Here is a 13626-nt window from a genome sequence, read left to right on the forward strand (position 1 = left end):
TGACTCATCCTGCTATTACTCATGCCTTCTAAAATGTGGATTTTAGCGTTGAGTTTCGCTCAAGAAGGCTAATTTATGGGTTTTAGCATTGATCTGCACTCAGGCGGACTAAATTGTGGATATTTCTTATCCGTACAACCATATTCGCTCTCCTGAGTCGTTCCTGCCACGCTCGACGCAGGAGAGCGGTCTTTCCCAGAAAAAAGAGAAAGGAAAGAAGAAAAAAGGCAAAAATAAAAGCTAGAAATTGAAAGCTGCTGGAGACGCTTGTAAGTGAGAACGAGAACCAAAAAGACAAAAGAGGAAGAAATTCAGGTCTTTATTTCTCTTTCAAATCTTTATTTATTTTTTTGCAGGGCCGCCAGACAAGCTGGCGGAAGCGCTTATATTTACCTGTGAATTTAAATGAGGTTCCCGAGATCAAGGAAAGTATTCTTCGGACAGGGAAGACAATTCTGAATTCAGTTTCTCTTAGTGACCGTATGAATTCGTCGGTTACTTTTTTCTTGCATGGCAGACGAGACGATTGCAGCCCTGCAATGAGTTGAACAGAAAAACAAAAGATTCCAGCTTCGGATATTCTGAACAATATCAACCGATTAATCCGGAACCGCCAAAAAATGAGAAATGAGGAGCAAAAAATGAGGGGTATAAATTTTCAGGTGATTTTCAGGAAATTGAAATGACTCCAGTATACGTGCTTTTGCCTTCTTCTACAGATGCCGGAACTATTATCTCAATTCCCTCGCCCTTGATTTCAAGGACAACATCAGCTTTTCCCTTAATAGCTTCCCTGAAATAGAGAACAAATTCTCCTTTTTCGTCAGGAATTCCCTGAATAACTTCCTGGATTTTCCACTCTGCCGATTTTGATGTTGCCTTTACTGTTATGCCTTCTGGGAGCCCGATATCTGCGGTAAACAGGCCTCTTATAAGAGTTGCTCGGTTAGGAAAAGGGTACAGAGGCCTCGGTTTTAGGATAATTTTCACAACAGGTTCCTTTGAACCTGCAAAAGAGCGAGTATCAACTACCCTTTCCTCGGAAAAATAAAGTGCAGACTCCACACTTAAAGTATACTCACCTTCGGGCAGGCCTGAAAAAGTATAGTAGCTGCTCAGGTTTTTCACAGCTTTTATGCTTTCTTCTTTCAAACTTACCCTTACCTCTCCGAGAGGCTCTTTTTGCGTGTAGTCATCAACAAGCCATACCGCGAAGGACAGGCTGAAAGAGGATGGGCAGGAAAAAACGTACTCATGCCGTTCCTTAAGGCCCTTGCTGGCTGAATCCATTTCGGGAGGAGCCATTTACTTTTCCCTCCTTTCAGGGGTTTGCTGTTGAGGGCCGCTCGTAACCCTGCTGATTTTCTTTTCGCGTGAGGACTCGATTTTCACTGGCGTTACCTGGTAACAGACTGAGGGCCGGAAGCTTTTTTCCTTGAAGGTGCTCCAGATCTTGCTCATGTCGTCCAGGCTCAGGGAAGTGACTGCCACGTGCAGTTCGATATCATGTGCAGAAAGGCTCCCTTTCAGAACCGAGCCGGCGAGGACGGAGTTATCGTGCATGACCTGCATGGCTCTTCCCAGGATGCTGTGCTCTTCTTCGGTCCTTTCGGTCCTGTCCTGGATTCCCGGAGATGGATATGATGTCAACATGTAGTCAAGGTCAAGGGCAAGAGGTGGGGCTTTGAGCCTTGAAGGTCCCATGTTTTCCATTTCCATGTTTCTCAGGTTGATGTTTTCGTTAACCTGGTAGAGAAAGAGTGAGAGGCGGATGTTATCCTTGCCCTCAATTTCCCCTGGGGACACAAGAGCTATCGAATCCGCAGGTATCAGGCCCTGCATGTTTCCCCTCAGAAGTTCTACAAGGGTTTCCCCGACATCAGCTATCGCCGTATAATCAGACATTTATGCCTCTTGCTAATTGAATTTAAATAGCAGATTCTTTACCCACTTCTTCCTAATTTATCTTCCTAATTTATCTTCCTAATTTATCTTCCTAATCTATCTTCCTAATTTATATTCATTTCACCAGCTCGTAATAAGCCCCGAAATCCGCAGGGGTGCAGATTTTGCCCATTTTCTGAAACTCCCGCTTCAGAGCCCTCAGGATTTCTTTCATCCCTATGACCCCGGACCTATCCGCAGCCAGGACTGCGGAAAGCAGGGCAATATTTTTGATGTTCCCTCCAGTGAGCTTGAATTTTGAGAGGAAATTAAAGTCCACATCTTCCCCGAGCCGGGCTTTTTCAGGGAACATACCAGTCCAGATCTCTTTTCTTGCGGCTTCGTCGGGAATGGGAAATTCCACGGCAAACTGAAGCCGCCTGAGGAAGGCATCGTCCAGGTTCTTCTTGTAATTGCTTGCAAGGATGATTGTCCCTTCATGTTCTTCCATCTGCTGGAGCAGGTAGCTTACCTCGATGTTTGCATAGCGGTCGTGGGAGTCACTGACTTCGGAACGTTTCCCGAAAAGGGCATCGGCTTCGTCAAAGAAAAGGATTGCATTGCAGGTCTCAGCTTCCCCGAAGATCTTCTTCAAATTCTTCTCTGTCTCCCCGATGTACTTGCTCACGATGCCTGACAGGTCAATTTTGTAGAGGTCAAGCCCCACCTCCCCTGCAATGATCTCAGCAGCCAGAGTCTTTCCAGTGCCTGAAGGGCCTGCAAAAAGGATATTCAGCCCCTTCCCGAGCGAAAGCTTCTTTTCAAACCCCCATTCGGAGTAGACGGTCTCCTTATGCCTGACAAAGGCGCAGATCTCCTCAAGCTGCTCTTTTACCGCCTCAGCAAGGACAATATCCCGCCATTTCCGCCGGGGATTGATTTTTCGGGCAAGGGAGTTGAGTTTTAAGCTGGAACGGTTCCTGCAGGCCCTGTAGAGGTCTTCCGTGGAAAGGACTACCTTTTCCCGCCCCCTTGAGGCGGCAAAGCCCTGCGCAGTTGAGACCACATCCCTTATCTGGCCGCCGCTGAGCTTGAACCTGGCAGCAAGGTCTTCTATGTCTGCCTCGCCGGAACTGTTTTCGAAGTTTTCCAGGCACAGTTCCCAGAGCTGTTTTCGATCCGCAAAAGAAGGCAGGGGAAAAGCACAGCTGATAAAAATATTGTTTTTCAGGGCACTCCCGGGTTCCCATAACTGCCCCGCTGATAAAAATACAGGCCCTGGAAAAGAGTCAAGTGCCCTAACAAGGCCAGAAAGGCCTGAACCGGAAAAGCCAGAGCTTGAGAGGTCCGAACCTGTTAAACCGGAGCCCGAAGTGCCGTAACCTGGGTCAAAACTTGAAAGACCTGAATCCAAATCCTGCCCATGTGGACTGCGCCCCCATAAGGCGTCAAAGTTTTCAATGAAAACCGCCCCCTTCTGGAGAAGAGCTTCCCGTAAAATCAAGCTAAGAGCTTCACCTTCACTACTTTTCGGAAAAGCCCCGGCATCTGCCAGAAGCAAATTTACCTCGAGTTCCCTGCAACACGCCTCAGCCGCAAGCTTTTTTCCTGTCCCCGACGGTCCGTAAAAGAAAAACATAAGCCTGGAATCTTCCTCAATCCTTCGCTTTACCGCTTCAAGCAGGCAGTTTTTATGCTCGGCCGGGACAATCAGGTCGCCAAAAGACCTGACAGGCTTTACAAGCGTTGAAAACCGGGCAATTTTCGGGTCAGTTTTATCCGAATTCAGCAAAAAAGCCGCTATCCTCTCATCCAGTTTAACGGTCCTTGACAGCAGGGGAGGATTTTCATCCGCCCCGTCCCCCACAAGAGAAATAAGCCTGTTTCTCAGCAGAGGGGCAGAAGGGGAAAAGTACCCCCTTGCCTCAAGTTTCTCCTCAAGGCCGGCGCAGAGCAGCTCAAGCAGCATTCCCACCGCTGGCTGCTTTTTTGCCAGGTCATTTTGCAGGTAGGCGTAGAGCTTTGCAAAGCGCCCTTCAAGTTCCGGGGCAAGCCCGATCAAAAGGACATCCCTCTCAAAAGGCGTCAGGGAAAAGAGTTCAGATAAGCTGTGCAGCCTCAACTCAATCCCCCTCTTCAGGCTCTCGGCTTTTTTCCTGCTAATCGTCCTCTCCCACGCCTCAATTTCCTCTGATTTCAACCCCTGCGCCCCACAGGTTGCAGAACCGCAGCACACAGCCTGTAAAATGGAGTTTGCCTCAGCTTCCGAAATGAACAGCCCCCCAAAGTCCTGGCTTTCCTCCCCAGCCTCAGTTCCGGTTTTTTCAAGGAAAAGCCGGATAAGCGCCCCTATACGTGCCAGTTCTTCCTGTAGGTGCTCAGGGCTGTTCTTGTAGAATTCTCTTGCTTGAATGGGAACCTGCCTGTTTTCTTTCAATTCAGCATCCTGTTTATGGCCCTGACTTTTTGTAAATTCAGCTGAATACTCGCATTCTATGTAACTCATTTTCAGTATCCTGAAGGGAGTGGTTGCTAATTATGCAGTAGGTCACTAAGTGGGAGATGCAGTGGTAGTAGGTTAGAGGACGATGAGGAGGGGCTTCGAGTCGGGATTTGCACTGGCGGTTGGAGTCCGATTCTAATATCAGTGGTTTGCAATAGAAATCGCTAGTTCATTTTGCTATCAGTCACTTTGTTTTAAGAGGGAACATTGTTCCCGCCCCTGCGCTTCTATTCCTTTACCTCGCGAAAACAACCCGGCACGCATCAGGTACGCCATCCTGGAGTGCCATTGTCGGGAAAATGTTGTGGTACCTGCCAGAGGGATACGTTTGAGTTGAAAACAAACTGTGTACTTGGAGGATTCACAGTCGTGGAAGTGTTCCGAATTTGACCCATCGACTGTAGTTGGTCGGCTCGGAAAATTGGTTCAGATACTCCGTTGAGTGGAAAAGCCGGATTTACCACGGTTGCTTTAGGGTTGCCCACTTCCGCTTCCTGCACCCGTAAACCTCTCCCAACCTGTTCTGCATTGGACAACACGATCTTGTAGCGATCAAAGAAATGCAGCAATCCGTCGATATTATCGGCCTCATTGTGATTCAAATTCTTTATTCCGGTGTAAATTGTTCTATCGATCGTAACTGGCAGCAATGTGGTACTAGTAGCATTAGGATTGTTCAGACTGTTATCCTCGACAAATCTCATTATGGCCCTGGCGTCGATGATAATTCTTCTTTTTTGTTCGCCTAATTGTGCGCCGGCAAGCCCATTTAAGTTCCGGATATCTTGCTTTAGCGTTCCTACCAATGGCTGGAATCTGTTGGCAGTAGTGTGGTAGGCGGCCTGAATATTTAAAATCGCAGCCTTTAGGGAGATAAGAAATGCATCATGTGAGACGAAGCCCGTGGCAAATCCCATCGCACCGGCTGGAGCGAATTGCCCCTCTACAAAGCCCGTGGTCAGTCGATCACGCAGCTTTGAAAGGCCCATTTGTGGTCCGTGCCGGGCGAGAGCGTGTCCGTTACGGTTTTTTTCGCTTTGCTGCGCCAATGCCACCACGACCTGACCGGAAGCCACCGGATTAGGCAACTGTCCAAGTTCCGGCTGGAAAAAGTCCAAAAATGGGGTCACCTTCCTAACAAGAGCGATCAATTCATCCCGTGTATTGAAGGTGACTAATGGGGCGTCTGCATTGTTGATAATTTTGTAGGCATTAATCTCTGTAGGGGAAAATCGAAATCTGGCAAGAGGTTCGATGTTCTTCTCGTACAACTCGTCCGCGACTTGAATGCGTCTTTGCATAGTCAAGGATGCCACTCTCATTTTTGCTTTGCGGGGTTTTCGTTGATTACAGTCTTGTTGCTCACCAGTGCGGCTTTGGATCCCGAAAGATCGGCTTTGTGATGGATAAACTATCGCTAGGTCAGGTCCCGCATGCTGCACTGGTACAAACTCACTCTGCAACGGTTCCTGCTCCTCCGACACACCTTGAAGTTGTGCTCTTTGTGCCAATGCCTTTACCCCCATAACATCCGCCTCCCGTTCCAAACCAGCATCATCGTTTACCGCCAATTCCTTCAACTGTACCGTCGGTCTTACCCTCCCCTGCTCCTGCTGGACGACATGCCATGCTTCATGCGGTAAATGCTTTTCCTGTCCTGGCGCGACGTGAACATCTGTCCCTTGAGTATATGCCAACGCCCCTACATAAGCAGGTTTTGACGAATTATAATGCACCCTCACATCACTCATATCAAGTCCAGACAGGCTCTCCACGTCAGCCTTGAGGTTATCAGGCATCCCTGTATTATTTTCCCTCTTTGTTTGAAGAGGTTCTTCTTCAGGGATTTCTTGACGTTGGATGGTTCCTGTCATTTTTCCTTGAAGTGGTTCCTCTCCCTCTGGGATTTCCTGCTTTTGAATTAAAGAAACAGCGGAGCAAGAAGGGCATATTACTTGTCCTGAATTTTGAAACTTACCTTGTAGAGGTTCTTTTTCCTCTGGAATCTCCTGCCGTTGGATAGTTTCTGCCATCTTGCACTGCAATGGCTCTTCTTCCTCAGGGATTTCTTGGCGTTGGACAGTCTCTGCCATCTTGCCCTGCAATGGCTCTTCTTCCTCAGGGATTTCTTGACGTTGGATTGTCTCAATCATCTTACCTTGAAGAGGTTCTTCTTCCTCTGGAATTTCCTGCCTCTGCATACATGAAGGACATGTTCCTTCTTCCTCCGGGATTTCCTGTCTCTGAACAGTTGCCTGTTGAGCTGTGGGAGGACTTCCGATACCTGAAAGCAACCTGCCAACTGCCCTGTTTCCAATAGTACGCTGGAGCTGCATTACATCAGCGTGCGTAAGGGATTTCGGATTGATTCTGGCACGCTGGATGATAGAATAAGGATTTGATGAATGAGTCTGGATTGCGAGAGTTGCTTGCTTTTGAAAAGTGGAATCCGGTATTTTGGATTGCTGCATTTGCTTATGTTCGGGCATGGAAATATCCCTGTGGAGATTGACCGGTTGACTATAGAATACCTGAATAAAATTGATTAAATATGACTCCTTTACAGTATAAGAACATTTCATATTAAGAAAATTTTAAAAATGATGAACTTCAGAACCGCAGCATATAGCCGGTGTAATCGGACTCCTTCAGCTTCCGAAAGAACATTTCTACAAAATACCAGCTATTCGCCCCATCATCAGTTTCCTTTTTTATTGAATTCTGGATAAGCGCTTTCTATCTGCTACAGATCATCCAGAAGATGTTCATCACTATTTTTGTATAGTTCCCCTGCTTGAATGATAACCTGCGTTTTTTCTTTCAACTCAGAATCCGGCTTGTGGTCTTGGCTTTTTGGGAGTTTGTTAAGAAAAACGCACATGAAATTCTTCGAATAACATGCCCAAATAAATGAAAGTCCTTTTCACTTACCTTTTTTGTATATTAACTCCATCATTCTCTTAGGGCAGGAAGGTTGTCTTTTATTTGGCTCTTCGAAGCCGTAGAAAAACTAACCATTGAATTGCCATCGAAGGCTCAAATGTGACTTTGATCACGGATGCCAAATTGCCTTTTAGGTAATTCTACTGTCCTAGAAATGATGGAGTAATGTAAATTGGCAGGAGAAATAAACAAATCTTGCGGTTTAGATATCCACAAACGTTTTTTGATTGCTACTATCCTCAGCAGATCCGGTGAAAAACAACAACAACGTTTCGACAGAGACGAAGATGGAATTTTAAGCCTTAGAAATTGGGTTACATCAGAAAAATGTGACGTTGTTGCATGTGAATCAACAAGTGACTTTTGGGTTCCGATTCATGATTCATTAATAAAACATCTGCCTTTTATAGTTGGAAATGCTCGCGACATGAAAGCATTTACACATAAAAAGACTGATAAGATAGATTCCGAAGTCATTGCAAAACTTGCACTGAATGACATGGTTCAACCCTCAAGAGTTTTCCCAAAAAAACACAGAGAATATCGTTCATACGTTCGGCTTCGCCACAAACTTGTACAAAAAAGCGCTAAGATCCGAGAACTCCTGGACAGAGAAATCTCCCAGAGTGCTGCAATCAGGCTTCAGATATGTTTGAAGCTGATAAAGAATTTTGACGATTCAATCGAACTTTTGGGAAAAGAAATTTTCAATTATGCTTATGGAAATCATAAGCGAGAAATGGAAATTTTAATGTCTGTTCCAGGTATAGGAGAACTTGGTGCGGCAACTCTAATTGCTGAAATAGACAATTTTAAGGATTTTGCTTCAGGGGACAAGCTTGCTTCATGGCTTGGACTGGTTCCTAATGTGTACCAATCTGCAGATAAATACCACAATGGAAGGATCACTAAGAGAGGATCAAAGGTAGCAAGGTGGATTCTAACACAGATTGCTCAGGCAGCAGCAAGAACAAAAAATAGCAAGTTAAAAGAGTTTTTTAACAGAAAAAAGAAGTCAATTGGACATGCAAAGGCAATTATTGCCCTCGCAAGGAAAATTGCAATAATAATATGGCACCTTATCACAAATGATGAGATGTACGAAGATGAAACGGGATATGTCAAGGGAGAAGTTAAAAGGAGGAAAATTGTTGAGACCGAGATATTTTCAGTTGATGAACGTATCTCAATAATTAGTGAAATATTTGCAATTGTTGAAATAAAGAAACCTGACATTAAGTGAAGGCGAAGTATCCTCACGTCCACATTCCGGACCCTGGCTTCGATTTAACAGGACAAAAATGCTATATTTGCTTCCAACATAATCAGAAATTCTGAATGAGGGTCCGGAGTGTGAAATCAGAGGTACTTTCATGCCAAATATATACCACAAATTTCGGCCATTTGCTCGGAGAACAAAGTCACATCCACAGGTGTTTAGGTCAGGCTACTAATCTATGAGGGTTTATTATAAACGTGCTTCGTCTGACCAATAATTAACGTCCTGAGAACTAGCTAGAAACGCACGTGCATCCTCTTCTCTTTTGTTTCGACCAACAATATCCGACACATTTGTCAAAAATGCTCTTATTTTGTCTTTCCTGTGTTCTGGAATTGGGTCATAGTGTACTGCTTGATTAAATTCATCTCTTGATTTGTATATATCTATCGGTTGTGATTGATCTTTATCCACATGTACATGATCACAGTACATATGGTCCTTACGATTAAATTCCTTTAGATGACCTTTAACAAAACCTTCATTTTGTGGTCCATTCGCTTCGTTCATCGCATATCTTTGATCATTAGGATCGTTGCATCCAACTGCACTCAAATTTTCCGTGGTGATTCTTACTCGACCACTATCATAGTGATAAGTGTGCCCGTGTTCTTCTGACGTTTGCGAAACTCTTGGCGCTCGAACTCGTGACAAATATTTTTCCCTAATATTCGGGTGGTTGTATAGTGCTAATGAGTGCTCTCTGACCCATCTTTCAGCCGATGTGATGCCAAATACCGTAGTTCTTAAACTTTGTGAAAGTTCGTTCATATTTTCTGCTATTAGGTCAGCAAACATTCTATCTCGCCATCCACTCGATACGCCAAGATTAATTACTAGACGTTGCTGAACTTCACCGGTTATTCCGCTGCTTCCAATTTCTTCCCGGATTTGGCCCATCATATAACGTTTGTTTTTGAGGAAATCTACTGGGTTCTCGAATGCTTCTCTGTCGAATACTTGTTCTGCAAGCTGCGTCACTCTCATACCATTTAATGAACTCGTCTCTTTTCTACCTAATGTACTTACCTTCTTCCTATCAGTTTCTGCTATATTCCCAATCATTCCCCCCATCACATCGGCTTCCTGCTCCAATCCCACATCATCGTTTATTGATATATCCTTCATTTGTAATGTAGGTCTGACCCTCCCTTGTGCCTGCTGCACCACATGCCAGGCCTCATGTGGCAAATGCTTCTCCTGTCCCGGAGCTACATGAATATTAGTCCCTTGAGTATACGCCAACGCCCCTACTTCAGCAGGTTTATCTGAGTTATAATGCACCCTTACATCGCTCATATCAATTCCAGATAAATTTTCCACGCCAGCCTTGAGGTTATCAGGCATTCCGGTGTTATTTCCCCTCTTTGTCTGAAGTGATTCTTCTTCCTCTGGAATTTCTTTGCGTTGTATAGTCTCTTTTATCTTACCCTGCAATGGCTCTTCGTCCTCAGGGATTTCTTGACGTTGAATAGTCCCGATCGTTTTTCCTTGAAGAGGTTCCTCTTCTTCGGGCATTTCCTGCTTTTGAATTAAAGAAACAGCGGAGCAAGAGGGGCATGTTACTTGTCCTGAATTTTGAAATTTACCTTGGAGCGTTTCTTCTTTCTCTGGAATTTCCTGCCTCTGGACAGTTTCAATCATTTTACCCTGCAATGACTCTTCTTCCTCTGGAATCTCTTGGCGCTGGATGGTTCCTATCATTTTTCCTTGAAGAAGTTCCTCTTCTTCTGGTATCTCCTGCCTCTGCAATACAGGGGCTGCGAAACACGAAGAGCAGGCCATTTCAGGCTTGTTTTCAAACTTGCCTTGAAGAGGTTCTTCTTCCTCTGGAATTTCCTGCCTCTGCATGCATGAAGGACATGTTTCTCCCTCAGGTTCCTTTCCAAACACGCCCTGCAATGACTCTTCTTCCTCAGGTATTTCTTGCCGTTGGATGGTTTCAATCATCTTGCCTTGAAGCGGTTCTTCTTCCTCCGGGATTTCCTGTCTCTGAACTGGTGCCTGTTGAACTGTGGAAGTATTCCCGATACCTGTAAGCAGCATGCCAACTGCCCTGTTTCCAATGGTACGCTGGAGTTGCATTACGTCAGCATGGGTAAGGGATTTTGGATTGATTTTTGCACGCTGGATGATAGAAAAAGGATTTGATACAGGCGTCTGGCTTGCGGGGGTTGATTGCTTTTGAAAAGTAGGGTCCGGTTTTTTGGATTGCTGGATTTGCTGGTGCTCGGGCATGGGGAACATCCCTGTGAAGATTGAACGGCTGGCTATAGAATACTTCAAAAATTAGTGATATATGACTCCTTAACAGTATAATAAGATTTCATATTGGGTAAAATTATTTTGATTTAAAGAAAGAGTCCAGAGATCCCACAACAAGAATGTGAAGTTTTGGTTAACGTCACAGGTCGTTTTTCCGAGATTGTGCTTGTTTTTCCTGATATATAAATAAAAAGTTATAAAATTTGGACTGTTACTTAGTATTTTATATACGGACATACATACTATAACTTGAATTCAATCACTTGAAATATGCCGCTCGAAATCGCCTGATTACATAAATTCCCCAGAAAATTTGTGAGAGAGTTGATAAGCTTCTCCAAAAATTTTGGTACTTAATATTTCAGTACTTAGGAATGATTCAAATATAATATAGAGGGGTTTTGTTGCCAAGAATGGTTATTGGGGGAAATGGAACTATAGATCAATTCCCAAACTGAAATTTAGAAGTTATATTTTTATCATTCCTTAGCTATAGTTTCCTGTGTTTCAGCAGAAATTCACAACAAGTGGTCGATATTTGAGAGATGAATATGACTGCATCGGATAGTTGGGGAAAACCGATAGTTCGTATTGCATTACTACTCTGTGTACTCAGTTTTTTGCTGATGGTATATGCAGGATATGAGTACAGCAATAATACGGACGACAAAATTCTGGAATGTGCAGGGGAAGAGGCAAACAAAACAGCCTGTAATGCGTCGAAGAATATCTCCAGTGAACTTAATTCTACGCGCTTGTTTACCACAGGGGTTGCACAGAATCTGAGTTCGGGAAAACTTAACGATTCTACGCTCGATAAATATTTCCGGGCTGAAATTGAGAAAAATCCAAATATTTTCAGCATTGCCGTTGCATATTCCCCTGACGTCCATAACGGGAATCGGACTGTGATTCATTGCAAAAGAAACGGTTCGGAACTCGATGTATCTTCTACGCTTCCATACGATTACGCGAATAGCAGTGAAGAAACAGCGGCATGGTACCGCAATCCTATGAAAAGTGGGTGTGCGGGATGGAATTCGCCTTATTTCGGAATCGCAGACGGCGCATATCAGATCGATTATTCGGCCCCTTTTTATCTTCCGAAATTCAAGAACGGGAGTGAAGCTGCAGGAGTTGTGTGTGCAAGTTATTTCCTTGAAGGGGTAAGAAAACAGGTAGGGAAACTTAAACTGGGAAAAACGGGTTACGGTTTCGTTCTCTCTCAGGAAGGAGTGATCATTTCTTATCCTATCCAGGAGTATCTGTTCGGAAACATTCACGAACTGGCAAAAGAAAATGGAGAAAAAAACAGAGACGAAGACAAAAATAATCTTCGCCTTATATACGAGAAAATAAGCAAGAACAAAACATACGACTTAACATACGACTTAACAGACGACTCTATAAGAAGTAACAAGACAGGGAAATCTTCCTGGGTATTTTACGAAAACATCTCTTCTATAAACTGGACTACAAACTGGACCGTGGGGGTTGTCCTTCCCAAGGAAGAAGTTCTGCTGGATAAAAAGATAGAGCAGGATTGCTCCGTTATCCGTTTCATCCTCGCAACTTTTGCTTTTTTGTTCTTCCTGTCCGTGCTTTTTGTATCCCTTTACAGGTATGATGATAGAATTCTCTGGATGTTAGCACTTATTTTTTCATTCCTCTGCATCCTGGGAATGGGCACCGTCTGGCACCTTACTTTAAGTGAATCCTTGCTTGAAGATAGGAATGAGGATATTGTTGTCTTCGACATGGCCGACGTTGAAACGGTACTGCTGCACTACGATACGGACCCGAAAGCCCCCAGGGTTCCCACCGGGATTTTTATCCAGTCCCTTGAGTTTTCGACTGCTAATGACGTCACCATGACCGGGTACGTCTGGCAAAATATTTCAGAGCTGGATGCTAAGATGATTTCTCCAAGCTTTAGTTTCCCCGAATCAAAAGAAACAATAATTGAAAAAGCCTATGTGAATGAGGACAAAGGTATTATCGGCTGGCGTTTCAAGACTACTCTGCGCCAGCAATTTGATTATTCCAGATACCCGTTTGATGAGGAAGATGTCTGGATCGAATTCTGGAACAACGCGTCTGAAAAAAGCGTCTTGGTCCCGGACTTCGGTTCCTATTACAATCTGACTCCGGAAAGCTGTCCAGGCCTGAAAGACTCTCTCGTGCTTGAAGGCTGGAAACCACAAAAAACCTTTTTCAGTTACAGAGAAAATTCCTATAACACCAATTTCGGGGTAAAAGATTTTAAACACGATAACGTATCCGAACTTTACTTCAACGTTGATGTCAAAAGGGACCTCAAGTCTCCATTTGTTTCCGACCTGCTGCCCATAATGGTGGTAGCCATCCTTCTGTTTGTGGTGCTTTCGATAACGACCAGGGAAGATAAGAAAAAACAGTTCGGGTTCAGTTCTTCCGGAGTCCTGGCCTACTGTGCCTCCCTCTTTTTTGTCCTTATCATTTCCCACTCCTCCCTCAGAGCTAAAATTCCAACGGACAGTGTCATCTATCTTGAATATTTCTACCTTATATTATATCTAGCAATCCTTGCCGTTTCCCTTAATTCTATATTGTTTGCGTCCCACGTGGATATCCCCTTTATTGATGCAAAAGACAACCTGTACGTGAAGGTGCTGTACTGGCCTATCATCACGGGGGTCCTGTTGTTGATCACGCTCATGAATTTCTATTAACGGGACAATTTTTTTGGAGGTTAATTCTGTTACCTGGTCCT

7 protein-coding genes are annotated in these 13626 nt (G+C 44.4%); 2 read left to right on the top strand and 5 right to left on the bottom strand.

Annotated elements, in window-relative coordinates; translation table 11 throughout:
• Positions 1-669 precede the first annotated feature (669 nt).
• The 4 genes from PHF18_RS06020 to PHF18_RS06035 form a co-directional block, all read right to left on the bottom strand.
• On the bottom strand, positions 670-1305 hold the full coding sequence (locus PHF18_RS06020) for a hypothetical protein (protein ID WP_300099742.1): 636 nt from the start codon (positions 1303-1305) through the stop codon (positions 670-672).
• Positions 1306-1905 carry a DUF4255 domain-containing protein gene (locus PHF18_RS06025; protein ID WP_300099744.1) on the bottom strand — a complete coding sequence of 200 codons (600 nt, stop codon included), beginning with the start codon at positions 1903-1905 and terminating at the stop codon, positions 1306-1308. It abuts the gene before it with no gap.
• 115 nt (positions 1906-2020) lie between these two features.
• Entirely contained in the window at positions 2021-4390 is a 2370-nt protein-coding gene (locus tag PHF18_RS06030) for an ATP-binding protein (RefSeq protein ID WP_300099747.1), read from the bottom strand.
• Positions 4391-4650: 260 nt separating this feature from the next.
• Positions 4651-6969: a DUF4157 domain-containing protein gene (locus tag PHF18_RS06035; protein ID WP_300099750.1), complete on the bottom strand. Its 2319-nt coding sequence runs from the start codon at positions 6967-6969 to the stop codon at positions 4651-4653.
• Positions 6970-7502: 533 nt separating this feature from the next.
• Between PHF18_RS06035 and PHF18_RS06040 the strand changes: the two genes are divergently transcribed.
• Entirely contained in the window at positions 7503-8573 is a 1071-nt protein-coding gene (locus PHF18_RS06040) for an IS110 family transposase (RefSeq protein ID WP_300099752.1), read from the top strand.
• A gap of 225 nt (positions 8574-8798) precedes the next feature.
• Here PHF18_RS06040 and PHF18_RS06045 read toward each other — a convergent pair whose 3' ends face one another.
• On the bottom strand, positions 8799-10847 hold the full coding sequence (locus PHF18_RS06045) for a DUF4157 domain-containing protein (protein WP_300099755.1): 2049 nt from the start codon (positions 10845-10847) through the stop codon (positions 8799-8801).
• A 578-nt stretch (positions 10848-11425) separates the two neighbouring features.
• Between PHF18_RS06045 and PHF18_RS06050 the strand changes: the two genes are divergently transcribed.
• Complete coding sequence (locus tag PHF18_RS06050) at positions 11426-13585, top strand: cache domain-containing protein (RefSeq protein ID WP_300099758.1); 2160 nt, start codon at positions 11426-11428, stop codon at positions 13583-13585.
• The last annotated feature ends 41 nt before the right edge of the window (positions 13586-13626 follow it).

This window comes from Methanosarcina sp., from assembly GCF_028693135.1.
GTDB lineage: Archaea > Halobacteriota > Methanosarcinia > Methanosarcinales > Methanosarcinaceae > Methanosarcina.

Coding starts and splice junctions, on each gene's coding strand:
- PHF18_RS06020 (WP_300099742.1), bottom strand. CDS start 1,305: ATGGCTCCTCCCGAAATGGATTCAGCCAGCAAGGGCCTTAAGGAACGG.
- PHF18_RS06025 (WP_300099744.1), bottom strand. CDS start 1,905: ATGTCTGATTATACGGCGATAGCTGATGTCGGGGAAACCCTTGTAGAA.
- PHF18_RS06030 (WP_300099747.1), bottom strand. CDS start 4,390: ATGAGTTACATAGAATGCGAGTATTCAGCTGAATTTACAAAAAGTCAG.
- PHF18_RS06035 (WP_300099750.1), bottom strand. CDS start 6,969: ATGAAATGTTCTTATACTGTAAAGGAGTCATATTTAATCAATTTTATT.
- PHF18_RS06045 (WP_300099755.1), bottom strand. CDS start 10,847: ATGCCCGAGCACCAGCAAATCCAGCAATCCAAAAAACCGGACCCTACT.
- PHF18_RS06050 (WP_300099758.1), top strand. CDS start 11,426: ATGACTGCATCGGATAGTTGGGGAAAACCGATAGTTCGTATTGCATTA.